Raw genomic sequence first — 21,771 nt, 5'->3', positions numbered from 1 at the left:
CCTGAGCGTTTGGGGCGATCCCCCTGGTCACCGGTCGGCCAGCAACGCGGCCGCCATCGACTGGGCGGTGCCCGGTCCCTTGCCGTGGCGCGGTCGTGCTCCGGACAGTGACGGCATGCGCTTGGGAGCGCGTTCCTGGCGAGCCTTCTCGATGACCGTCGTCCCGGTCTCCGCCTCCAGCACGGGGGCGTAGCCGGCAGCCCGAAGCGCGGCAAGGGTTGCTGCGGGCTCGACCGTGCTGATCAGCACGGTCGGCGCGATCCGTCGCAACCCGAGCCTGGACAGCGCACGGGCCGCGGCGAGTTCCGACACCAGCGCCTCGTCGTCGGAACGGATGCAACATGCCGAGCGCACCACACGCATCCGGCCGTGGGTCCGCGCGGTGTCCTTGATCAGGTATTCCAGGGGCTGCGGAAGCGGCCGCCCGCCCGCGGAGACGTCGGCCAGCCGAGCCAGCAGGTCGGCGGCGTCCCATCCGGAGTCCAGCGCCCGGCGGACCGCCGCAGGGGTGATCCGCCACACCACGGCATGGCCCTCCGACTCCCGGTCCGCACAGGCGGCCAGCAGGTCGGTCAGCTCCGGTGCGGCAGCTCCGGCGACCACGGCCGTAAGGTCCGCCTGGAACCGGGCGGTGGTCTGCGGCGCGGGCAACAGCGCGTCCAGGGCTGTGGACAACTGCCGAACCGCGTCGTCCAGAGCAGGACGGTCGCGCAGCACCGGCCCGGCGCCCGGAACGGCGGGGAAGTGACGGTGTGCACCCGCCCTCAGGAGCCCGAGCACGGCGCGCCCGATCGGAGTCAGCGCTCCGTGGGCGACGACCCCGAGCAGCTCCGCCTCCGCCAGGGTCGCCTCGACCCGCTCAGCCTTCCACGAACCTTGGGCGAGGGCAGTCGGGCGGAACCAGGCCGCCGTGGCGATGAGAGCGGCGAGAGCGGTCGCCCGCGCGCGAGCGGACTTGCCGGTGGCGACTCCGTGCCCGGCCGGAAGGGTGGCCAGAGCCTCCAGCACGGCATAGCGCAGATCGACAGCCTCGCCGTCCTCCGGCGTGATCAGCGCGACCGGGGTGTCATTCTCGTCCGGCCAGTAGCTGAATACCTCGGGCACCACCGCCCAGGTGGCGACGAGCGGCAGCAGCCGCCGAGCGGGTGGAGCCGCCAGCCACTCGCCGTACCGCTCGGTGGGCAGCATCCGGGCAGGTGGCTGGGATGCCGGCAGCCGCGCGCGGCCCCGTCCCCTCGCCGGGGCCTCCGGTTCCTCGGCGCAAGGGGTGATCAGGTCCGCGTTGTTCGCCAGGTCGAGCCACAGCCGGGCTTGTTCCTCCGGCATGCCGACCGCCTTCGCCAGCCGGCGGGTGTCCCGGACTGCGATTCCGCCCGCCTTGCGTACAGCGAGCGGCTGCACGGCCACCTGGCGGAGCATCAGCTCGACCCGGGAGGCCGCCTCGGCCAACGCCGCCTGCGCCTGGCTCTCGACTGCACCGTCCGGGATCTCCACCGTGCCCTCGGCCGGAGGCGGGGCGGACAGGTAGCTCGGCGCGCGGTCGTGGTCGCGCAACGCGTCGGCCACCTCGCGCGGCAGTTCCACCAGGTCCTCATCCACCGGAAGGACCAGGCCGCAGGCGGCCAGCCAGTCCGTGCCGGGATCTCCCGAGCCGCCTTCCCGGAAGGTGAACTTGCCTCCGGAGCCCGGGTAGAAGCCACCGCCGTACCGGGAGACGAAGCAGTGCGTGCGCAGCAGTGGCGGGCCCGGAACCAGTTTGTCCAGCAGGTCCAAGGCCGCGGGCGGCGCCTCGGCGGCCATGGCGCGCACGCGCTTCGCGTCCCTGAGCACGTCCACGATCTGCCGCTGCGCCTCGTCTCGAGTCCGCGCCTTCGCGAGCCCCAGCCCCTGCGCGATGTGGTGAATCTCCGGAGCGTTGAAGGCCTCGGTGAGCAGTTGTTCGGCGGGCCGGCCGTAACCGCCGCCTTCGCCCGCCTGGCGGTGGAGCAGGATCGGAACGGTGACCCTGCTTCCGGACGAGGGCAGTACCAGGGCCCTCTCGGTCAGCCGGGACAGCGCGGCCGCGGCCGCGGACCGACCCGCGCCGTCGAGCTGCAGGAATCGGAAGAGCTGGTCCCGGGTCACGGACCGGTCAGCGGGGTCGACCGCAGGCGCGTCGAGCCGCGGTGAACGGCCGCCGTAACCCATGAACAGGTGATGAGCAGGCGGGACGGCCGGTAGCGGACCGTGCAACTGTTCGGCCAAGGTCGCCACAGCGACGAGCAGTTGAAGGTCCCCGAGGCTGATCTCGCTCAGCCCCAGGGCCGTCGAGGCGTCTGTCAGCAGGTGGCCGGCCAGGTCGGTCAGGCTCGTCACCCTGGCCGCGTAGGGAAGTTCGCGCTGCTCCAGCAGTTCGGTCAGCTGCGAAGGGGTACGGTCGGCCAGCCAAATCGCGAGGCTTCGTGCTGCTTTCACCGCACCAAGCGTAGTGAATCGCCAGTGGGGACGGGACCAGAGGTTTGAAGCCAGGGGCCCTTCCACCCTCGCTTGACGCCGACGCAAACCGAAGTGGACGAGGGCATCCGAGGACGCACTCTCCCCCAGCCTTCGGCCGGGAGGTGCCCCCAGCGGACGGTGTCCCTCGCGAAGTGACTGGCGTCAGCCCCGCAGGGCCCGGTCGTCGAGCCTGCGCAGCAGACCGGGCAGGTGCCGGTGCTGGGCGCGAAGGGCGGCCAGCCGCTGCCGGAACTGGAGGCCGCGTCCGACGTGGTCGCAGGCGTCACGGAGCTGGACCAGGAGTGCCACGGCGGTGTCGTAGCGGGCCACCTGCTTACGGGCGACGTGGTTCTCGACCTCGCGCCAGATCGCTTCCTCGTCAGCGGCCAGGGCGGTCAGCTTCGTCGCCCGCGCCTCGGCTCGAACCCGCTCACCGCGCTGCCGGCGTTCGGTGGCCCGCGCGTGCGCCGCGTCCAGCAATTCCGCGACGGAGCGCTGCCCCGGCACGGTCGCGACAGTGGGTTCGCCACGCAGGCTGCGCACGAGTTCTGCTCCCAGCTGAGGCTCATCGCCCACCGCCAGGCGCAATAGGAGGTCGTCCTTCTCCGTCTCGGGAAGTGCGGCGATCAGCGGCGCCAGTTCCTTCTTCCCGGGCCGTTTCCGAGGTGCGGGGGCGGGCGGGCTGGCCTGAGCGGCGACCGCCAGCAGGTCGGCGTCGACCCGCAGGAAGTCCGCGAGCGCTCGCTGCGGTGCGGTGAGCCGGTCGAGCCCGGCCGGGACCGGGGGCTCGACCGCTTCCTGGTAAGCCTCCTCGTCATCGTCCTGCAGCGCCCAGGCGCCGATGGCGGACAGCCACGCGAGGTACAGGGCGCGGTGATCCCCGGAAGCCAGCTCGGCCCGTACCCCGGCGATGGCACCGAGCGAGTCCTCGGCGCCCTCCTCCCAGTCCCCGCCCTCGTCCTCGCTGCGTAGGTCCAGGACGAGGTGGGTCTTGGTCGTCCATGCCTCGACGCACTCGTCGAAGCAGTACGGCTCCAGCGCCCGCAGCGTGAGCTGCCCCTTGGGCACGCGCAGGATCACCTGGTGGGTGCCCCAGTTGGTCAGGTAGAGGTGAGCGTCGTAGTACTGCTCCACCATCCGCCTCGGATCACCGCGGAAGTTGCCCCACTGATATTCGTTGGTGAAGCTGGTCGCGGTGATCCGGGCTCGGGTGGACAGCGCCCGCAGTTGCTCCTGCTCGTCGCTGGTCAGCGGCCGGTCGATCGCCAGGAACTCGTAGTACTGGTACTCACTCATCGCTGCGACCCTAGCGGGACCCCCGACCCCTGATGATGAAATCCGCCAAGCCCGAGGCAGACAGGAAGCGCTGATGGAACCCGAGCAGCCACGCACCGTCGAGCAGATCCGAGGTCTCGTCAGCTGGATCGACCCGGGACGCAAGCTCACCCAGACGGGCAAGGTCACCCTCGCGGATGCGCGGGCCCTGGTCACTCTCCTGGAGACCGGCGACACCATCGACCCGGCCATCGGCGACAGGACCTTCAAGACCAAGTCCAGCCAGGAGCTGTATCACCTGAACCTGCTGGTGGAATGGGCCAAGGCGGCCCGGCTGCTGCGGGTCGCGAGCGGCCGCCTGGTGCCCGTCAAGAAGAACGCGCGCCTACTGGAGGACCCCGCGCGCGTCCTCGACGCGCTGTTCGAGGCCCTGCCGCGCATCGGCGAGGCGGTGCTGCCCTCCGGGTGGCTCGGCTCGATGTTCGCGGAGGAGTACCCGGCCGGGCTGCGGGCGGTACTGACGAGCCTCTACGCCGCCGGCCTCCCGGTGCCGGAGCAGAAGCTGCGGACTGCGGTGTGGGAGACACTGTCCGGGTTTTTCGTCCTCGACGACCTTCCCGAGGACCGTCTTCGCCTCCTGCGTCAGAGCAACGACCGCGACGTGGACCGCCTCCTCGCTGCGCTCAGGGGCCTCGGGGCCGCCCAGCAGACTGGCAAGTCCGTCACTCTCACCTCGGCCGGCCGTCAAGCCATGGCCCGGCTCCGCGGGGAGCTACGCGCTGGTGACCCGGTCTACGAACTCCGCGTCCAGCTCTCCGACGTGGATCGGCCTTCGGTCTGGCGTCTCGTCCAGGTGCCGGCAGGCATCCGCCTCGACAGGCTGCACCAGGTCATCCAGGCCGCCATGGGCTGGCAGAACTGTCACCTGCACGCGTTCAGCGCGAACGGCGTCCAGTACGGACGCCGCTCCGGTGAACTGGACTTCGCGGACGAGACCACCGCTGTCCTGGACATCCTGGTCAAGGAAGGTGGACACCTCGATTACGACTACGACTTCGGCGACTCGTGGGAGCACCGCATCACCGTCGAACGCCGGATGACAGCCGAGGCCGACCGCCACTATCCCGCCTGCGTGGACGGCGCCGGAGCCTGCCCACCTGAGGACTGCGGAGGCCCGGGCGGGTACGAGGACCTCAAGCGAACCCTCCTGGACTCCACCGACCCGGAGCACGAGGACCTGCTTCGCTGGCTCGGTCTCAAGACAGCAGCCGACTTCGACCCGGCCCACTTCGACCTGCACGAGATCAACCAGCAACTGCGCACCCTCGACTGACGAGCACAGTCCGATCCCGAGACTCCGGGTGACGCCAACGCTGACGCCATGCCCTCGAAGCAGATCGCTTCGGGGGCATTTTCGTGCTGTTTGACGCCAACGGCACAGCGGACGGTCACACCCCGAGAGCAATAGCGCTGAATTCAAGGCCGAGCAGCGCTACTATGCATGCATGGCTACCGTGCAGATCAGGAACCTGAACGACGAGGCCTACGCGATACTGCGTCGGCGCGCGGACGAGTCGGGACGATCGCTGCAGGAGTACCTCCGGCTACGACTCGAGGAGGAGGCTGCGCAACCCACCGTCGAGGAGGTGTTGACCACCGCCCGCGAGAACCTGTCGAGCAGTGTCTCGATGGCCGATATCCTCGCCGCACGGCGGGAGGGCCGGGGCGAGTGATCGTCGTCGACAACTCGGTGCTCGTAGCCGCGCTTGTTGATCGGGGCCCTGTCGGGAAGGCCTGCGCGAGCCGGATTTCGGGAGAACGCCTCGCCGCCCCAGCGCTGATCGACATCGAGGCCACGAGTGTCGTCCGAGGACTGCTGCTCGGCCGAAAGATCGAGTTCGCCGACGCGGATCGCGCACTTCGACTGTTGCCCTCACTGCCGATTCAGCGAGCCCAGCACACGGAGCTCCTGCCGCGGATCTGGGAACTCCGAGGCAACTTCACTGCATATGACGCCGCGTATGTAGCCCTTGCCGAGCATCTGGGCGTACCTCTGGTCACTGGCGACGCCAAGCTGCAGCGAGGTTCCGGGGCACGGTGCGTCATCGAAGTAATCAACTGACGGACGGGTGTCAGCCCCCGCAGTGCCCGGTCGTCGAGCCGGCGCAGCAGGCCGGGCAGGTGCTGGTACTGGTCGCGGAGGGCGGCCACCCGCTGCCGGAACTCAAGGCCGCGTCCGACGTGGTCACAGGCGTCACGGAGCTCGACCAGGAGGGCCACGGCGGTGTCGTAGCGGGCCGCCTGCTTACGAGCGACGTGGCTCTCGACCTCGCGCCAGATCGCTTCCTCATCGGCGGCCAGGGCGGCCAGCTCCGCCGCCCGCGCGTCCACTCGAACCCGCTCGGCGTGCTGCCGACGCTCGGTGGCGCGCGTGTGCGCCGCGTCCAGCAGTCAGCTGGATCGGCGCGGGACGCAAGCTCACCCAGACGGGGAAGGTGACCCTCGCGGATGCCCGAGCCCTGGTCACTCTCCTCGCCCTGGTCGTCTTGCCCTCCGCCTTCCTCCTTGCGGTCGGCCCGGGCCGCACCTCGGGCTGGGGCCAGGCGGGCATCTTCACCCGTTCCCCTCCTCCAGGTGAGGGCGGCAGGCCTCGGGATGAGCGGGCAGAAGGCTGGTGCCGTACCACGTCATCCCCATAGTGCTCATATCATCTGAGTGTCTGTATGGATGCTTAACGCCGCACGAACGAAGTGCCGTCGGGCTGGTCCGTGCGCACACTCATCATCTGATTCGGGGGGAATCACCATGGCCGACACGGTCACCGTTGATCCACAAGCGCTCACCGCCTCCTCGGGGGTGGCGAAGAACCTCGCCGAGGAAGCCGCCAAACCTGTTCAAGACGCGCTGTCTTCGGCCACCACCGCCTCTGGTCAGCTCACCGGCTGGTCGATTGCCGCAGGGCTCGGAAAGCTCGGCAGCGACTGGGCCGCGCCGCTTGACGCGCTCCGGAAGCGACTCACCGACACCAGCGCCAACCTGCAGACCAACGCCGACGCCCACACGCACAACGAGCAGGCAACCGCAGGCGCTTGGAGCCAGCAGAAGGCAGCACAGTGAGCAGTGCCTACGAACTGTTGGCCGCGTTCGACCCGCACGGACTGCGCGACGCCGCGAAGGCGTGGAAGGCGCTCGCCCACAGCATGGAGACCACGGCCACCCGGCACCGCAACCAGGTGAACGGCCCGCTGCGCCGGGGGTGGAAGGGCGCGGACGCCGAGGCCGCCTTCCCGTTCATGGACCGGACCGAACAGCGACTCGGCATCGTCCGGGTCGAGGCGGAGGCCGCCGCACTGGCCCTGAACACGGTCGCGGACCGGATGTACCAGGCGCAGACCAACCTGACCAACGCCGTGCACCGCGCCCAGGACGCCCAGTTGACGGTGTCCGCCGAGGGGATCGTCGACCTCCCGCCCGAGGGGCCAGGTGAGCACAACGACCCCGACGCGCAGGCCGCGCGCCGCAACCTCGCCGATCTCATGACCGGCTTCCAGCAACGGATCGACACGGCCATCAAGGACGCCCAGACGGCCAGCGACCAGGGCAACAAGGCCCTCGGCCACCTCGGCGCCGACATCCTCGGCGACCAGCGGGCGAACGGCGCCATGGCCGAGACCCGGACCGACGTCGCCGACGTCATGAAGGACCTCGGGCTGGCCGATCCGTACATCCCCGACGGCAAGGATCCGCAGAAGAACGCCGACTGGTGGAAGGGCCTCACACCCGACCAGCAGGAGACCTACCTCGCCCTGAACGCGGCCCAGATCGGAAACCTGGACGGCATTCCGGCGAGCGCCCGCGACGAGGCCAACCGCCTCGTCCTCGATCAGAAGCTCGACGCCCTCCAGGCCGGGACGCCCGCCTCCTTCGGCCTCGACCAGACCGCGTACGACAAGCGCAAGGCCGCGCTGACGGAGATCAAGAAGAAGCTGGAGGAGAACGCCGACGCGAAGGACGAGGAGCACCAGCTGTTCCTCCTCGCGATCGACCCCGAGGCGTACGGGGGCGATGGACGCGCGATCGTTGCGACCGGCAACCCCGACAAGGCGAGCCACACCTCGGTGTTCGTGCCCGGGACGAACACCGACTTCAACGGGGTGCCGGGCCAGATCGACCGCATCCGGCAGCTGCAGGGCTACGGCAAGCAGTACGCCAAGGCCGGCGAAACCGTCTCGGTCATCTCCTACCTCGGCTACGACGCCCCGGAGAGCCTCGCGGGGGCATCCAACCCCATGCGCGGACTCGACGGCGCCGAGGACATGCGCCGTTTCTCCAACGGCCTCAGGGTGGCGCACGGCGAGCCGAGGACCCACCTCAGCTACATCGCGCACAGCTACGGCAGTTTCGCCGTGGGCGTCGCCGACAGCGGAGGAAGCCACGGCCTCGACGCCGACGACATCGTCACCCTCGGCAGCCCGGGCATGGGCGTGCTCACCGCCGAGCAGTTGAACGTCAACCCCGACCACCTCTGGATCGGCGAGGCCACCGACGACCCCACCCGCCTGGTCGGCGGCTTCTCGCTCGGCCCCAGCCCGCACATCGCGGGATTCGGCGGGAACAACATCCACATCGACACGTCCGGACACGGCGGCTACTGGGACGAGGGCTCGGACAGCCTGAAGAACCAGGGCAAGATCATCGCTGGGAAGCCACCCCACACCACATGGAAGGAGGACCCGATCTGGGGTTCGATACCCCACTGAACCGCCAGCCGGAGAGAACCCCATGCGCAACCTGACCACCCATCCGCCAGTCACCGGCACCCGGCTTAAGCAGCTCCTGGCAGCGGCGCTGATGGCCACGACCCTCGGAGCCTGTATGTCCAGCCCCGGAACAGGGAAGAACGACCCCCTGCCCGTCAAATCCCGCCAGGAGACGCTCGACTGGGCGAAGCAGCTCACCGAGCACCTTGCCCAGACCGCCGGGATCCGAATCAACGACGAACCCGCCGACCCCGTCTTCACCTCATGCATCGGCAAGAACGGCGAGACCGCGCCCGACGACCGCTACATCCTGATCTACGGCGTCCACAGCAACGTCCCCAACGCCCAGCACAACGACGTCGTCCGCAAGGTCCGCGACCGGCTCACGAGCGAGGGCCTCAAGATCACCGAATACCAGGAGACCCAAGGCGCGGAACCGGACTCCACCGTCAGCGCACGTCACCCCAACAGCCGGTACGTCGTCGACGTCGCCAGCACCGCGGGCAACGACCGCATGGTCCTGAGCGTCACCACCCCGTGCCTGATGCCCCCGTCCGCATCGCCCGCCCCCACCTCCTGACGGGTCCCGCCAGCTGCAACGCCCGTCCGCAAGCACTTGCTTCCCGTCCCTCCAGTGCGGTGCGGCTGTGCGACTGCGCAGCCGCACCATGGAGGAATGAGCGGCCTGAGCCGAGCACCGGTTGACGCCAGCACTGACGCCAACCGGCACGGACAGCGGCGTCTCGCGACAACCGTGCACGGACGGCAGAGGCACTCACCCGGCGCATTCCAACGTTCCGGCTTGGCCTGAAAAGCGGAAGGTCGCCGGTTCGACCCCGGCCCTGGCCACAACCGGGAAGCCCCCGTGGCGAATTCGCTACGGGGGCTTCGCTCTTTTGCTCCCGTGGCCCCGTCAGGCGAGCCGAGAGGCGAGCCAGTCGGCGGTGGTGGGGAGCCAGTCGGGGAGGGCGGTGCCGAGGAGGTGGTTCCCGTGGGGGACGAGGAGCAGCTCGGCGTTCGGGGCCTCCGAGGCGAGGGTGGTGGCGTTGGTGACGCCCGGGATGCGGTCCTCGCCGCCCTCGACCACCAGGAGCGGGAGGGTGATCGCCGGGGCGAGGGCGGTCAGGTCGACCCGGGCCGCGAAGGCGCGGGCCGCCTCGGGGCCGCCGCAGCGCTGGGCGAGGGTCTCGGTGACGAACGGCACCAGGTGCTCCCAGTCCAGCCGGTACGGGCCGCTGACCGTCACCGCGGCGCGCAGCCGCGGCTCGCGAGCGGCGGCCGTCGCGGCGTAGTAGCCGCCCAGGCTGAGGCCGATCACGGCGACGCGGGCGGGGTCCAGGCCGTCGTGGTGGGCGATCGCGTCCAGGGCACGGCCGACCACCCGCTGGTAGTCCGGCTCCGGCGCGCTGGTGGCGGCCAGGACGCCCTGGCCGGGCCCGTCGATCGCGAGCACCGCGACCCCCCGGGCCAGCAGGGCCTCGGCGACCGCGTGGAACTCCTCCTTGCCGGAGTCCATGCCCGGCACGACCACCACCACCGGGACCTCCCCCGCCGGGGCGGCCTGCCCTACCCGGGCCGGGCGGCGCAGCCAGCCCGCGAAGCCCTCACCCTCCACCCGCTCCGCGGTCGGCTCCAGCAGCGCCAGCGCCCGCCGCATCGCCGCGTCGGCCTCGGCGGCGAGCCGGGCGGCGGCGGCCCGGTCGGGGTGCGGCAGCAGCCCCGCGACGTGGAACCAGCGGGCGGCGTCGCGGTAGGCAGTGCCGGCGGTGACGGTACGGCCCTCGGCGGCGGCGCGCTCGGCCGCGGAGGCGTACCGGCGCCCGGCGGCGGCGAAGGCGGCCGGCCAGTCGTGGAGGGAGGTCAGCGGGGCGGTCACCCGGTCGTATTCGAACAGGTCGAGGCCGGCGCCGTGGGCGCGGGGGCGGTTCACCTCGACGAAGGCGGGCAGCTGGTCGGCGTCGTCGACGAAGGACATGCCGAAGGACATGGTGGGAGTTCCTTTCCGGAAGGAGGGGGGTTCAGGCGACGGTCAGTACGGCCTTGCCGCGGATCCGGCGCTCGCGCAGGTCGGTGAGCACGGTGGCGGTCTGCTCCCAGGGCGCGATCCGGCCGAGCTCCGGGGTCAGCCGGCCCTGCTCCGCCAGGCGCACCAGGGTGTCCAGGTCCTCGCCGTCGGGCACGTCGGAGTCGGCGTAGTGGAAGTGCCGCAGGGTGGCCGACTCGGGGCCCTTGAAGAAGTCGAAGAAGTCGAGCGTGGCGGGCGTCCGGGAGGCCTGGCCGAACCAGATCAGGGTGCCGCGCCGGGCCAGCCGGGCCAGCGCGAGCGGCAGCGCGGCGCCGCCGGTGGACTCCAGCACCAGGTCGTACGGGCCGCGCGCCGCACCGAGTTCGTGCAGCACCTCGGCCGCCCCCAGCTCGGCCAGCCGCCGACCGCGTTCCGGGGAGGCGGTGACGACGGTCAGCTCGGCCCCGGCCGCGGCGGCCAGCTCGGTGAAGTAGTGTCCGACCCCGCCGGAGGCCCCGGTCAGCAGCACCCGCCGCCCGGCCAGCGCCCCGGCGGCCCGCAGCAGCCGCAGCGCGGTGAGGCCGGCCAGCGGCAGCGCGGCGGCCCGGACGGCGTCCAGGCTGTCGGGCAGCTCGGCGAGCGAGGAGGTCGGCACGCACACGTACTCGGCCCACCCCCCTGCCGGCGGATGGCCGACCACCCGGCGGCACGCCCCGGGCCCCGACCCGTCGGCGGCGGCCTGGACGACCAGCCCGGCGACGTCCTTCCCCGGCCGCCACCCGGGCCTGGGCGCCTCCAGCTGGAACGTCTCCCCCCTGTTCACCGAGAAGGCCTCCACCTTCACCAGCGCCTCCCCGGCCCCCGGCCGCGGCTGCTCCACCTCCGCGAACCGCACCGCCCCGCCCGCCGCCACCAGCGCCTTCATCCCCGCACTCCCTCCGCTCGATCGGACCCCCAGCTCACCGCGCCCGCCACCGGCCGGTCCAACAACCGGCGGCGGGCGACGACAACCGACGGTTGTCAGGCGAGGAGGAAGGGAGTGCGACGCGCGGCCGAAAGCCACCGACCACCACGAACGCGCCACCCACGGCGCCTCCCGCTCCGCGCCCGCCCCCGGCGGGTGCCCCCACCCCCTCCTCCACACCGCCTAAGGTGCCCGGGTGGATCTGGATCTGGCGCAGGTGCGGGCGTTCGTGGTCGCCGCCGAGGAGTTGCACTTCGGGCGGGCGGCCGGGCGGTTGGGGATCAGTCAGCAGGGGCTGTCGAAGCGGGTGGCCCGGTTGGAGGCGGCGCTCGGGGTGCGGTTGTTGGAGCGGGACGCCCGCGGGGTGGGGCTGACCAGGGCGGGGCGGCGGTTCCTGGAGCCGGCGCGGCGGGTGCTGGCGCAGGGGGAGCGGGCGGTGGCATCCGTGCAGGGGGCCGGGCGGCCGCTGCGGGTGGATGTGTGGGGGCACCTGTACGCGCCGATGCGGACGCTGGCGCGGGCGGTGGACGCGGCGCCGGGGCTGGAGGTGGAGCCGGTGCCGGGGCGGGATCTGCCGTCGGTGGCGGCGGCGCTGCTGCGCGGGGAGTCGGACGCCGGGTTCGGCCGGGTGCACGCCCTGCCGGACGGCGCCGACGCCGGGCTGACGCACCGACTGGTCCGCCTGGAGCCGGTGGACGCCCTGTTGTCCGCCGACCATCCGCTGGCCGGCCGCGACACCCTGAGCCCGGCGGAGCTGCGCGGCAGTGTGCTGCGTTATCCGGCGGCGGTGGACCGGCTGGACTTCCTGACCCGCTTCGCCGCCCGTTTCGGCATCGCCGACCGGGTCGGCTCGACCAATCTGGGTCTGGAGCACTTCGTCGACCAGGTCCGGACCGATCCGACCTGTTTCTCGCTCGTCCCCGCCGACGGCCCGCTCCCCGACCGCCCGGGCGTCCGTACCGTCCCGCTGGCCGGTCCGACCCCGCTCTACGCCTGGTCGCTGCTCTGGCGGGCCGACGCAGGCACCGACCCGCACCCCCGGCTGGAGCAGCTGCTGGAGGCGTTCACGACGGAGGCGGCGCGCAGCCGGTGGCTGGAGTACGACCCGGCCCGCGACTGGCTCCCGGACGCCGACGAGGCCGCGCTCACCCCGCCAGGGCCTGGTACGCGAGCACCTCGAAGTCCCGCGCCACCGCCGGTGGGGCGGGGTTCTCGAACATCCGCTGGGTGAGCAGGACGCCGGTCAGCCGTTCGGCCGGGTCGTTGAACCACACCGTGCCGAGCCCGCCGTCCCAGCCGTAGCGGCCGGGGGCGGCGAGGCCGGTGCGACTGGTGGCGACGGAGACGCCGAAGCCCCAGCCGGTGAGCTCGTCGCGCCCCAACAGCGGCGCGGAGTCGGCGAGTTGGACTGCACTGAGGTGGTTGGTGGTCATCAGCTCGACGGCCGGCCGGGAGAGGATCCGGACGCCTCCGGCGCCCTCGCCGCCGGCCAGCAGCATCCGGGCGAAGGCGAGGTAGTCGTCCAGCGTCGAGACCAGGTCGCCGCCGCCGTCGTCGAGGCGCGCCTGCCGGGCCCAGGCGCTGTCGGCCGGGTCGTCGTACGGGACGAGCCGGCCGCTCGCCCGGTCGCGCACGTACTCGACCGGGAGCCGGTGCAGCTGGTCGGCGGGGACGGTGAAGCCGGTGTCCCGCATGCCGAGGGGGTCGAGGACGCGCTCGCGCAGCACCTCGCCGAGCGGCTTGCCGCAGGCGCGGGCGAGCAGGATGCCGAGGACGGTCGAGCCGGTGTGGTAGCGCCAGCCCGCCCCGGGCTGGTGCAGCAGCGGCAACTCACCGAGGCGGCGCAGGAATTCGTCGGGCTCGGGGTAGTCCGTCCGGGGCGGCCGGACGTCGACGCCGCGTTCGGCCGTCGCCCGGGCGATCGGCGCGGACGGCGGGAGCATCGCGAAGCCGTAGCCGAGCCCGAAGGTGAGCAGGTCGCGCAGGGTGATCGGCCGCAGGGCGGGCTCGGTGTCGTCGAGCTCGCCGTCCGGCCGGCGCAGCACCCGGCGGTCGGCCAGCTCGGGCAGCAGGTCGTCGACCGGGTCGTCCAGCCGCAGCCGGCACTCCTCGACCAGGGTGAGGGCGGCCACTGCGGTGACCGGTTTGGTCATCGAGGCGATCCGGAAGAGGGTGTCCCGCCGCATCGGGGCGCTGCCGGCCGTGTCCAGGCTGCCGAGCACCTCGACGTGGAGGTCGCCGTCCCGCACGACGGCGGCCACCAGGCCGGGCACCCCGCCCCGCTCGACGTGCCCGGACAGCACGTCGCGCATCCGCCCCAGCCGGTCCTCCGACAGGCCCGTCACACCGCTCATCGACCATCGCTCCCTCCGCCACCGACGCCCTGTCACGCACCGGAGTCCACTATGGCGTGCGGCACCGACAACCGAGGGCGGGAAACGGCGGCGGCGGGTCAGTTGGTACGGAGCCAGTGGACGTTGGTGCTCAACACCGAGCCGTCCGCGGCATAGTTGGAGACGGACTTGGCGTTGGAGCCCGGCTTCGCGCCGACGGCGTACCAGCGGAACGGCGAGTCCCCCACGGTGACCGGAACCGCCTCGGTGGTACCCCCGGTCTCCCAGGTGACCGCGACTTTCGCGACCTCGGGCAGCACCCCGTAGATCACCACCGGCGGGACACCCATGTCCTTTCCGTCGAGGCCGAGCGAGGCGCCGCTGACGACGAACCCGTGCTTGCCGTCCTTCCCGGCCGGTGAGCTGATCACGGACAGCGCGTCGTCCGCCTGCCGCTTGCCGTCCACCGTGACGTACATGTTCACCTCGTCGGACAGCGGGCTCCAGTTGCGGTCGACGTCCTCCTGAGCCACCGGCCGCACCTTCGGGTCGGCCGCTTGCCGCTCCGCCGTGATCAGCTGGGCCTGCTTGCGGGCGTCCTCTTTGGTGGTGGCAGAGGGCCACAGGGCGGTCCAGGCCTGCCAGGTGTGGCCGTTCGCGGTGCCCTCGCCGACCTTGACCCGGAACGGGGTGAACGGGTCCCGCGCGGCCCCGGCCGGAGCGGCCGAAGCCGTCGGGGTGGCCGTCGGGGTGGCCACCGCCGTCGGCGTGACCGAAGCGATCGCAGCCGTGGAGGAAGCGGCTACCACCGAGGCGCCGCCGGCTTCCCGCCCGTACCCGCCGATCGCCGTCCCCGCTCCGGCCACGGCCACGACCAGCACCGCGGCCGCGCCACCGGTCAGCAGCCGCCTGCGCCGCAGCCGACGCCGGCCCCCGGCCATCAGCCGGTCGTACGGAACGGGACCCATCTCGATGTTCTCGGCCACGTCACTCAGCCCGTACGACACCGCGGCCTCGGCCCCGGCCCCGGCCATGTCCTCGTCGCTCATCTTCCGCCTCCGATGGTCGTCAGTCCGTTGCGTGAGGAGGCCTCCCGGAGCTTGGCCAACCCTCTGGCCGCCTGGCTCTTCACCGTCCCGACCGAACAGCCCATCGCCGCGGCGGTCTGGGACTCGCTGAGGTCCTCCCAGTACCGCAGCACCACGGCTTCGCGCTGGCGCGGGGGCAGGGCGGCGAGCGCGGCGAGCAGCACGGCCCGGTCGTCCGGGTCGGGTCCGGTCGGGGCGGGCCGGTCGGGGACGGCGTTGACCAGGTACTCGGTCGGTCTGCGCCGGAACCGCCGGGCGTGCTCGTTGATCAGGATCCGGCGCACGTAGGCGTTCGGGTCGTCGGCGGCGCGGACCTTGTTCCAGTGGACGTAGGCCCGCTCCAGCGCCTGCTGGACCAGGTCCTCGGCACCGTGCCGGTCCCCCGCGAGCAGATACGCCGTCCGCAGCAACCGCGACCACGCACCGCCGGTGAACGCCCGGAACTCCTCGTCCCGTGCGGTCTTCTGGGCTCCCATGAGCACCTCCTCAACCCCCCAGAGCCCGGAACCCCCGCCGACCGTTGCCCGCCGTTCGCGATTCCGCACCGGCGGCTGTGACACTGGAGGGGCTCGAAAACCGAGGTGCGCTCCGCCGTGCCTCCTTGCGAACCTAGAGGGATGCCCGCAGTGAGTTCTCCCGCAGTCCAGTCCGCCCCCGCACCCGCCGAGGGTCCCGGAATCGGTGAGCTGGCCGCCCGCCTGCCCGAGCTGACCCTGCGCGACGAGGTGCGGCTCGGGCGTCGGCTGGAGGGGGCCCGCCGGGTCCGGAAGCCCGAGGCCCGACAGAAGATCGCCGCCGAGATCGCCGCCGACATCGACCGTGCCGAGCTGCTGGTCGAGCAGCGCCGGAACGCCGTCCCGGAGATCGGCTATCCCGCCGAGCTGCCGGTCAGCCAGAAGAAGGACGAGATCCTGGAGGCGATCCGGGACCACCAGGTGGTGATCGTCGCGGGGGAGACCGGTTCCGGCAAGACCACCCAGATCCCGAAGATCTGCCTGGAGCTGGGCCGCGGCGTGCGCGGCCTGGTCGGCCACACCCAGCCGCGCCGGATCGCCGCCCGTACGGTGGCCGAGCGCGTCGCGGAGGAGCTGAACAGCCCGCTCGGCGAGGCGGTCGGCTGGAAGGTCCGGTTCACCGACCAGGTCGGCCAGGACACCCTGGTCAAGCTGATGACGGACGGCATCCTGCTGGCGGAGATCCAGACCGACCGCGATCTGCGCCAGTACGACACCCTGATCATCGACGAGGCCCACGAGCGCAGCCTCAACATCGACTTCCTGCTCGGCTACCTCAAGCAGCTGCTCCCGCGCCGCCCTGACCTCAAGGTCGTGATCACCTCCGCGACCATCGACCCGGAGCGCTTCGCCCGGCACTTCGGCGACGCCCCGATCGTCGAGGTCTCCGGCCGTACGTACCCCGTCGAGGTCCGGTACCGGCCCGTCCTGGAGGAGGACGAGGACGGCGACGAGGCCGACCGCGACCGGGACCAGGTCCAGGCGATCTGCGACGCCGCCCAGGAACTGCAGGACGAGGGCCCGGGCGACATCCTGGTCTTCCTCTCCGGCGAGCGCGAGATCCGCGACACCGCCGACGCCCTCACCAAGCTGAAGCTGAAGAACACCGAGATCCTGCCGCTGTACGCCCGGCTCAGCTCGGCCGAGCAGCACAAGGTCTTCCAGCGCTCGCGCAGCCGCCGGATCGTGCTGGCCACCAACGTGGCCGAGACCTCGCTGACCGTCCCCGGCATCAAGTACGTGATCGACCCGGGCACCGCCCGGATCTCCCGCTACAGCCACCGCACCAAGGTGCAGCGGCTGCCGATCGAGGCGATCAGCCAGGCCAGCGCCAACCAGCGCAAGGGCCGCTGCGGCCGCACCTCGGACGGCATCTGCATCCGGCTGTACTCGGAGGAGGACTTCCTCTCCCGCCCCGAGTTCACCGACGCCGAGATCCTGCGCACCAACCTGGCCTCGGTGATCCTGCAGATGACGGCGGCGGGTCTCGGCGACATCGCCGCCTTCCCCTTCCTGGACCCGCCGGACTCCCGCAACATCAAGGACGGCGTGCACCTGCTGCACGAGCTGGGCGCACTGGACCCGGAGGAGAAGGACCCGCGCAAGCGCCTGACCCAGCTCGGCCGCAAGCTCGCCCAGCTGCCGGTGGACCCGCGGATGGCCCGCATGGTGCTGGAGGCGGACCGCAACGGCTGCGTGCGCGACGTCATGGTGATCGCCGCCGCGCTCTCCATCCAGGACCCGCGCGAGCGCCCCGCCGAGAAGCGCCAGGCCGCCGACGACCGGCACCGCCGGTTCAACTCGGAGACCTCGGACTTCCTCTCCTACCTGGCGATGTGGCGCTACGTCCGGGAGCAGCAGAAGGAGCTCTCCTCCTCGGCCTTCCGCCGGATGTGCAAGGCCGAGTTCCTGAACTACCTGCGGATACGGGAGTGGCAGGACGTCTACACCCAACTGCGCACCGTCGCGAAGCAGCTGGGTGTCACGATCGAGGAACCCCACCCCGACGCGGAGCCGGACGCGGACCGGATCCACCAGTCGCTGCTGGCCGGCCTGCTCTCCCACATCGGCCTGTTCGACGTGGAGAAGCGCGAGTACGGCGGTGCGCGCGGCGCCCGCTTCGCGGTCTTCCCGGGCTCCGGCCTGTTCAAGAAGCCGCCGCGCTGGGTGATGTCGGCCGAGCTGGTGGAGACCTCCCGGCTGTGGGCGCGGATCAACGCCAAGATCGAGCCGGAGTGGGTCGAGCCGCTGGCCGGCCACCTGATCAAGCGCAGCTACAGCGAGCCGCACTGGGAGAAGAAGGCCGGCGCCGTCCTGGCGTACGAGAAGGTCACCCTCTACGGGATGCCGGTCGTCGCCCAGCGCAAGGTCAACTACGGGCGGATCGACCCGGAGCTCTGCCGGGAGCTGTTCATCCGCAACGCCCTGGTCGAGGGCGACTGGGAGACCCACCACAAGTTCTTCGCCGAGAACCGCAAGCTGCTCGGCGAGGTCGAGGAGCTGGAGAACCGGGCCCGCCGCCGGGACATCCTGGTGGACGACCAGACCCTGTTCGACTTCTACGACGCCCGGCTGCCCGACGACGTCGTGTCCACCCGGCACTTCGACTCCTGGTGGAAGAAGGCCCGGCACGAGCAGCCGGACCTGCTGAACTTCGAGAAGTCGATGCTGATCAACGACGCCGCGGACGGCGTCACCGAGGCCGACTACCCGGACTACTGGCAGCAGGGCAAGCTGCGCTTCAAGCTGACCTACCAGTTCGAACCGGGCAGCGACGCGGACGGTGTGACCGTCCACATCCCGCTGCCGGTGCTCAACCAGGTCACCGCGGAGGGCTTCGACTGGCAGATCCCCGGTCTGCGGGAGGAGCTGGTCACCGCGTACATCAAGTCGCTGCCGAAGGCGATCCGGCGCAACTTCGTCCCGGCACCGGACTTCGCCAAGGCGGCACTGCGCCAGGTGAAGGACCGCCAGGAGCCCTTGCTGCCGTCCCTGGAGCACGTCCTGAAGCGGCTGACGGCGGTCACCGTACCGCCGGAGGCCTGGGACGACGAGCGGGTCCCGGAGCACCTCAAGGTGACCTTCCGGGTGGTGGACGGCCGCCGCAAGCTCGCCGAGTCCAAGGACCTGGAGGAGCTGCGGCTGAAGCTCAAGCCGAAGCTCAAGGAGACGCTCTCCTCGGCGGCCTCCGGCCAGGGCATCGAGCAGGGTGGGCTGACCGCCTGGCCGGCCGGGCTGCCGGTGCTCCAGCGCACCTTCGAGCAGCGCTCCCGCGGCCACTCGCTGCGCGCCTACCCGGCGCTGGTGGACGAGGGCGCGTCGGTGGGCGTCAAGCTGTTCGACACCCCGCAGGCGCAGGCGCAGGCCATGTGGGAGGGCACCCGCCGGCTGCTGATGCTGACCGTCAACTCCCCGGCCAAGTCGATCCAGGGGCGGCTGGGCAACCAGGCGAAGCTGGCGCTCTCGCACAGCCCGCACGGGTCGATCACCGCGCTGTTCGAGGACGTGGTGTCGGCCGCGACCGACCGGCTGATGACCCTGGCCGGCGGCCCGGCCTGGGACGAGGCGGCCTTCGGCAAGCTGCACGACAAGGTGCGCGCGGACCTGTACGACCTGTCCGCGGACACCACGCTGAAGACGGCCACCGCGCTGATCGCCTTCCACAAGGCCTCGACCCGGCTGAAGTCGGTGAGCAGCCCGGTGCTGCTGAACGCGGTGAACGACATCCGGCTGCACCTGGCCTCGCTGGTGCACCCGGGCTTCGTGACGGCCACCGGCTGGCAGCGGCTGCCCGACCTCAAGCGCTACCTGCTGGCGGTGGACCGCCGACTGGAGGCACTGCCCAACCACCCCCAGCGGGACGCCCAGCAGCTGCTGAAGGTCCAGCAGGTGCAGCAGGCGTACGGAGAGCTGCTGGCGGCGGTACCGGCCGGGCGGCAGCCGTCCGAGGAGGTGCGGGCGATCCGCTGGATGATCGAGGAGTTGCGGGTCAGCTTCTTCGCCCAGTCGTTGGGCACGCCGAGCCCGGTCTCGGAGAAGCGGATCATGAAGGCGATGGACGCCGCACGGGCCGCGCTCTGAGCTGCGGGTGGGCCTTCAGGAGCCAGTTCGACCTGGGGGCCCACCATGGGCTACAGTCTGTCTTGTTCGCAGCGCGGCAAGCGAGTGAACGAGATCAGAAAACTCTGGTCCCGTGGAGCAGTTGGTTAGCTCGCCACCCTGTCAAGGTGGAGGTCGCGGGTTCAAGTCCCGTCGGGATCGCCGCAGTGCGAGAGGCCCGGAACCGTCAGGTTCCGGGCCTCTCGCTTTTTGTCGTCCTGCTCGTACCCCGGACCAGGCCCGGAGCGCAAGTGACGGACCGTGTGACTGTCGCCACCCACCCCCTCCGGAGATCGGCCCTGGAACGGCCTCCCGGAGACCCCGCTAATTTAATATGTAAAATTGCACTGTTATTCACTGTAAATCCCCCCCGTCCCGTGCGCATCAAATCGTTATGTGGAGTTCAACATTCCGACAGACCGGAAGGGGGTCCGGAAGGGATCCGGAAGGCACCCGGACGCCGACCCCCGGGCACGGCAAAGGGGCCGCTAACCGGACCCGGCGGAGTCCGGTTAGCGGCCCCTTTAAAGAGCCTTTGGCCTATCAGGCCTCAGTGCGCTGAGCGGGAATCCCGGCCAGCAGGGCGCGCACCTCCGCCTCACGGTAACGGCGGTGACCACCGAGCGTGCGAATCGACGTCAGCTTGCCGGCCTTGGCCCAGCGGGTGACCGTCTTCGGGTCCACGCGGAACATGGTGGCAACCTCTGCCGGCGTCAGCAGCGGCTCAGCATCAGGGGTACGAGCGGTCATGAGCGGCCTCCTCGGGAGAACCGAACCAGGGCGGTTCTATCCTTCAAATTCTGCACCTTGGCCCGCGATGCCCGAAATGGCATAGACGGGCCGAGTCGGTTATAGGACGAACGGCTTGTCCTGGTGTCTACAACTACACCATCCGTCCAGCCCTATCGACCAAACCGCCAAAATTGACCCCTCACGGGTTCAAGGCCGACGGATGGCGATGGACCACCCCATAACGGACAGTCACGCGGCAGTGACGTCCGGTTACGAGGGGACCAGACCCTCCATTTCCCCGCAAAGCACGCATCGACTCCAGAACCACCCAAAAGTGGGCACGCTCACGTGAAGTTGGGCTGGTTGTCCCATTTTTGCACATAGGGGTAAGTTCGCGTCAACAGTGAGTAGTGTCACGTTCGACAGCTATTGACCCGAACCAGGACCTTGGTCATCGGCGTCGCGGACCAAAGACCCCTCACAGTCATACACGGGCGGTCGGACGTCAGTTCGTGTACCGCAGCGCCTGCACCCGGCGCCACCGCTCCGTCAGCTCCCCGTACACGCGCAAGGCCTCCGCGGTCTCCCCCGCCCGCAGCGCGCGCAGCCCCTCCTCCAGCTCCCCCGCCGAACGGTCCGCCAACAGCCGCTCCGGCCCCAGCAGATGCACCAGCCCCCCGTAGTCCAACTCCACCAGCGAGCGCGGGTGGAACTCCTCCAGCCACCGCCCGACCTGCTCCGCCCCCCGCACCAGCTCCCCGTCCGGCACCCCCTCGCGCAGCGCCCGGAAGGCCCTCGCCACCCGCCGCCGCGCCTGGGCCATCGGCACCAGGTAGAACAGCGCCGCCGGCCGCCCCCGCTCCCCCTCCACCCCTTCCACGCCCACGCCGCCCGGCACGAAGCACCGGTCCTCGTCCCCGAACGGCAGGAACCAGCGCACCGGCACCTCCCACCGGCTGGTCAGGATCCACGGCCGGGCGTCCGGGTGCTCGGCCCGCCAGCGCTCCCGGTCCGCCTCGGCGGCCGCCCGGGCCACCGGCGGCACCGCGGTGTCCAGCAGGGCCACCGGAGCCCCCGCCAGCAGCTCCTCCAGAGCCTGCCAGCTGCGCAGCCTGGTCGCCCACGGGCAGACGTACAGTACGCCGTCCACCACCCGCAGGTACGCCCGCCCGCTCTCCCGCTCCGGCAGCGCCCGGGGCGTCCGGGCGGCCAGCTCCGCGAGCGCCGCCCGCTGCTCCTCCAGCACCGCCCCGGCCACCGGCTGCGCCGCCGCCACGGCGTCCGGTCCGTGCTCCGCCGCGTACGCCTGCCAATGCGCCCGCTCGGGCTCCGGGTACGCGGCCAGCGGCTCGTAGACCCGCAGGTGGGCGGCGTAGGGCGGCTGTACGGAAGTGCGTACGACGGTCACGTCCTGCATGGTCGCACGCGCCGCCCGGACCCGGGAGGGCGCGCCCCGGAACCGTTCGCGCCCGCACCGTGCCCCCTCTCATCTCACCCCTCGGACAACCGGCACAAGCTCGGACAAG

The 21,771-nt window shown here is 71.3% G+C and carries 18 protein-coding genes and 1 tRNA gene; 10 read left to right on the top strand and 9 right to left on the bottom strand.

The features are described from left to right. Positions 1-27: 27 nt before the first annotated feature. Together ACIRYZ_RS29925 and ACIRYZ_RS29920 are read right to left on the bottom strand one after the other, a co-directional pair. A complete protein-coding gene (locus ACIRYZ_RS29925; RefSeq protein WP_402950096.1) occupies positions 28-2,454 on the bottom strand; it encodes a helicase-associated domain-containing protein in 2,427 nt (808 codons plus the stop codon). A gap of 183 nt (positions 2,455-2,637) precedes the next feature. After that, the gene (locus ACIRYZ_RS29920; protein ID WP_402950093.1) at positions 2,638-3,771 is read right to left on the bottom strand and encodes a hypothetical protein; all 1,134 of its coding nucleotides are present in this window, start codon (positions 3,769-3,771) and stop codon (positions 2,638-2,640) included. A 73-nt stretch (positions 3,772-3,844) separates the two neighbouring features. On the opposite strand from ACIRYZ_RS29920, the gene ACIRYZ_RS29915 reads away from it, so the two are divergent. The 7 genes from ACIRYZ_RS29915 to ACIRYZ_RS29885 all read left to right on the top strand — a co-directional run bounded on the left by ACIRYZ_RS29915 (position 3,845) and on the right by ACIRYZ_RS29885 (position 9,090). After that, on the top strand, positions 3,845-5,083 hold the full coding sequence (locus tag ACIRYZ_RS29915; RefSeq protein WP_402950090.1) for a plasmid pRiA4b ORF-3 family protein: 1,239 nt from the start codon (positions 3,845-3,847) through the stop codon (positions 5,081-5,083). 172 nt (positions 5,084-5,255) lie between these two features. Beyond that, positions 5,256-5,483 (top strand): FitA-like ribbon-helix-helix domain-containing protein, encoded by a 228-nt coding sequence (locus ACIRYZ_RS29910; protein WP_402950087.1) that lies wholly within the window; start codon positions 5,256-5,258, stop codon positions 5,481-5,483. After that, positions 5,480-5,872, top strand: a complete 393-nt coding sequence (locus tag ACIRYZ_RS29905) for a type II toxin-antitoxin system VapC family toxin (protein WP_402950084.1) — start codon at positions 5,480-5,482, stop codon at positions 5,870-5,872. The genes ACIRYZ_RS29910 and ACIRYZ_RS29905 overlap by 4 nt, the downstream gene beginning before the upstream one ends. A gap of 59 nt (positions 5,873-5,931) precedes the next feature. Further along, the gene (locus tag ACIRYZ_RS29900) at positions 5,932-6,249 is read left to right on the top strand and encodes a hypothetical protein (protein ID WP_402950081.1); all 318 of its coding nucleotides are present in this window, start codon (positions 5,932-5,934) and stop codon (positions 6,247-6,249) included. Positions 6,250-6,555: 306 nt separating this feature from the next. Further along, complete coding sequence (locus tag ACIRYZ_RS29895; RefSeq protein WP_402950078.1) at positions 6,556-6,867, top strand: hypothetical protein; 312 nt, start codon at positions 6,556-6,558, stop codon at positions 6,865-6,867. Then, positions 6,864-8,510, top strand: a complete 1,647-nt coding sequence (locus ACIRYZ_RS29890) for an alpha/beta hydrolase (RefSeq protein ID WP_402950075.1) — start codon at positions 6,864-6,866, stop codon at positions 8,508-8,510. The genes ACIRYZ_RS29895 and ACIRYZ_RS29890 overlap by 4 nt, the downstream gene beginning before the upstream one ends. A gap of 22 nt (positions 8,511-8,532) precedes the next feature. Further along, positions 8,533-9,090: a hypothetical protein gene (locus ACIRYZ_RS29885; RefSeq protein WP_402950072.1), complete on the top strand. Its 558-nt coding sequence runs from the start codon at positions 8,533-8,535 to the stop codon at positions 9,088-9,090. A gap of 333 nt (positions 9,091-9,423) precedes the next feature. On the opposite strand, the gene ACIRYZ_RS29880 is transcribed toward ACIRYZ_RS29885, so the two are convergent. Further along, entirely contained in the window at positions 9,424-10,497 is a 1,074-nt protein-coding gene (locus ACIRYZ_RS29880; protein WP_402950070.1) for an alpha/beta hydrolase family protein, read from the bottom strand. A gap of 31 nt (positions 10,498-10,528) precedes the next feature. After that, entirely contained in the window at positions 10,529-11,440 is a 912-nt protein-coding gene (locus tag ACIRYZ_RS29875) for a zinc-binding dehydrogenase (protein WP_402950068.1), read from the bottom strand. A 235-nt stretch (positions 11,441-11,675) separates the two neighbouring features. On the opposite strand from ACIRYZ_RS29875, the gene ACIRYZ_RS29870 reads away from it, so the two are divergent. Beyond that, on the top strand, positions 11,676-12,710 hold the full coding sequence (locus ACIRYZ_RS29870; RefSeq protein ID WP_402950066.1) for a LysR family transcriptional regulator: 1,035 nt from the start codon (positions 11,676-11,678) through the stop codon (positions 12,708-12,710). On the opposite strand, the gene ACIRYZ_RS29865 is transcribed toward ACIRYZ_RS29870, so the two are convergent. The 3 genes from ACIRYZ_RS29865 to ACIRYZ_RS29855 all read right to left on the bottom strand — a co-directional run bounded on the left by ACIRYZ_RS29865 (position 12,625) and on the right by ACIRYZ_RS29855 (position 15,376). Continuing rightward, positions 12,625-13,833, bottom strand: a complete 1,209-nt coding sequence (locus ACIRYZ_RS29865) for a serine hydrolase domain-containing protein (protein ID WP_402950063.1) — start codon at positions 13,831-13,833, stop codon at positions 12,625-12,627. The two genes, ACIRYZ_RS29870 and ACIRYZ_RS29865, sit on opposite strands and share 86 nt — an antisense overlap. Positions 13,834-13,931: 98 nt before the next feature. After that, entirely contained in the window at positions 13,932-14,861 is a 930-nt protein-coding gene (locus ACIRYZ_RS29860; protein WP_402950060.1) for a hypothetical protein, read from the bottom strand. Beyond that, positions 14,858-15,376, bottom strand: a complete 519-nt coding sequence (locus ACIRYZ_RS29855) for a SigE family RNA polymerase sigma factor (protein WP_402950057.1) — start codon at positions 15,374-15,376, stop codon at positions 14,858-14,860. The genes ACIRYZ_RS29860 and ACIRYZ_RS29855 overlap by 4 nt, the downstream gene beginning before the upstream one ends. A 141-nt stretch (positions 15,377-15,517) precedes the next feature. Here ACIRYZ_RS29855 and hrpA point away from each other — a divergent pair, with 141 nt between their 5' ends. Further along, a complete protein-coding gene (hrpA, locus tag ACIRYZ_RS29850; protein ID WP_402950054.1) occupies positions 15,518-19,495 on the top strand; it encodes an ATP-dependent RNA helicase HrpA in 3,978 nt (1,325 codons plus the stop codon). A 106-nt stretch (positions 19,496-19,601) separates the two neighbouring features. Continuing rightward, positions 19,602-19,675 (top strand) — tRNA-Asp (locus ACIRYZ_RS29845). A gap of 381 nt (positions 19,676-20,056) precedes the next feature. On the opposite strand, the gene bldC is transcribed toward ACIRYZ_RS29845, so the two are convergent. Continuing rightward, positions 20,057-20,263, bottom strand: a complete 207-nt coding sequence (gene bldC / locus ACIRYZ_RS29840) for a developmental transcriptional regulator BldC (RefSeq protein ID WP_014137253.1) — start codon at positions 20,261-20,263, stop codon at positions 20,057-20,059. A 487-nt stretch (positions 20,264-20,750) separates the two neighbouring features. Continuing rightward, positions 20,751-21,662 (bottom strand): hypothetical protein, encoded by a 912-nt coding sequence (locus tag ACIRYZ_RS29835; protein WP_402950051.1) that lies wholly within the window; start codon positions 21,660-21,662, stop codon positions 20,751-20,753. Positions 21,663-21,771 lie beyond the last annotated feature (109 nt).

It is taken from the genome of Kitasatospora sp. NPDC101155 (assembly GCF_044768305.1).
In the GTDB taxonomy this organism is placed as follows: domain Bacteria; phylum Actinomycetota; class Actinomycetes; order Streptomycetales; family Streptomycetaceae; genus Kitasatospora.
This window is presented reverse-complemented; position numbering and strand designations above follow the sequence as displayed.

What these genes read in the sequence shown, in the direction of transcription:
- ACIRYZ_RS29920 (WP_402950093.1), bottom strand. Translation starts at nt 3,771, where the DNA reads ATGAGTGAGTACCAGTACTACGAGTTCCTGGCGATCGACCGGCCGCTG.
- ACIRYZ_RS29915 (WP_402950090.1), top strand. Translation starts at nt 3,845, where the DNA reads ATGGAACCCGAGCAGCCACGCACCGTCGAGCAGATCCGAGGTCTCGTC.
- ACIRYZ_RS29910 (WP_402950087.1), top strand. Translation starts at nt 5,256, where the DNA reads ATGGCTACCGTGCAGATCAGGAACCTGAACGACGAGGCCTACGCGATA.
- ACIRYZ_RS29895 (WP_402950078.1), top strand. Translation starts at nt 6,556, where the DNA reads ATGGCCGACACGGTCACCGTTGATCCACAAGCGCTCACCGCCTCCTCG.
- ACIRYZ_RS29885 (WP_402950072.1), top strand. Translation starts at nt 8,533, where the DNA reads ATGCGCAACCTGACCACCCATCCGCCAGTCACCGGCACCCGGCTTAAG.
- ACIRYZ_RS29880 (WP_402950070.1), bottom strand. Translation starts at nt 10,497, where the DNA reads ATGTCCTTCGGCATGTCCTTCGTCGACGACGCCGACCAGCTGCCCGCC.
- ACIRYZ_RS29875 (WP_402950068.1), bottom strand. Translation starts at nt 11,440, where the DNA reads ATGAAGGCGCTGGTGGCGGCGGGCGGGGCGGTGCGGTTCGCGGAGGTG.
- ACIRYZ_RS29865 (WP_402950063.1), bottom strand. Translation starts at nt 13,833, where the DNA reads ATGAGCGGTGTGACGGGCCTGTCGGAGGACCGGCTGGGGCGGATGCGC.
- ACIRYZ_RS29860 (WP_402950060.1), bottom strand. Translation starts at nt 14,861, where the DNA reads ATGAGCGACGAGGACATGGCCGGGGCCGGGGCCGAGGCCGCGGTGTCG.
- ACIRYZ_RS29855 (WP_402950057.1), bottom strand. Translation starts at nt 15,376, where the DNA reads ATGGGAGCCCAGAAGACCGCACGGGACGAGGAGTTCCGGGCGTTCACC.
- hrpA (WP_402950054.1), top strand. Translation starts at nt 15,518, where the DNA reads ATGCCCGCAGTGAGTTCTCCCGCAGTCCAGTCCGCCCCCGCACCCGCC.
- bldC (WP_014137253.1), bottom strand. Translation starts at nt 20,263, where the DNA reads ATGACCGCTCGTACCCCTGATGCTGAGCCGCTGCTGACGCCGGCAGAG.
- ACIRYZ_RS29835 (WP_402950051.1), bottom strand. Translation starts at nt 21,662, where the DNA reads ATGCAGGACGTGACCGTCGTACGCACTTCCGTACAGCCGCCCTACGCC.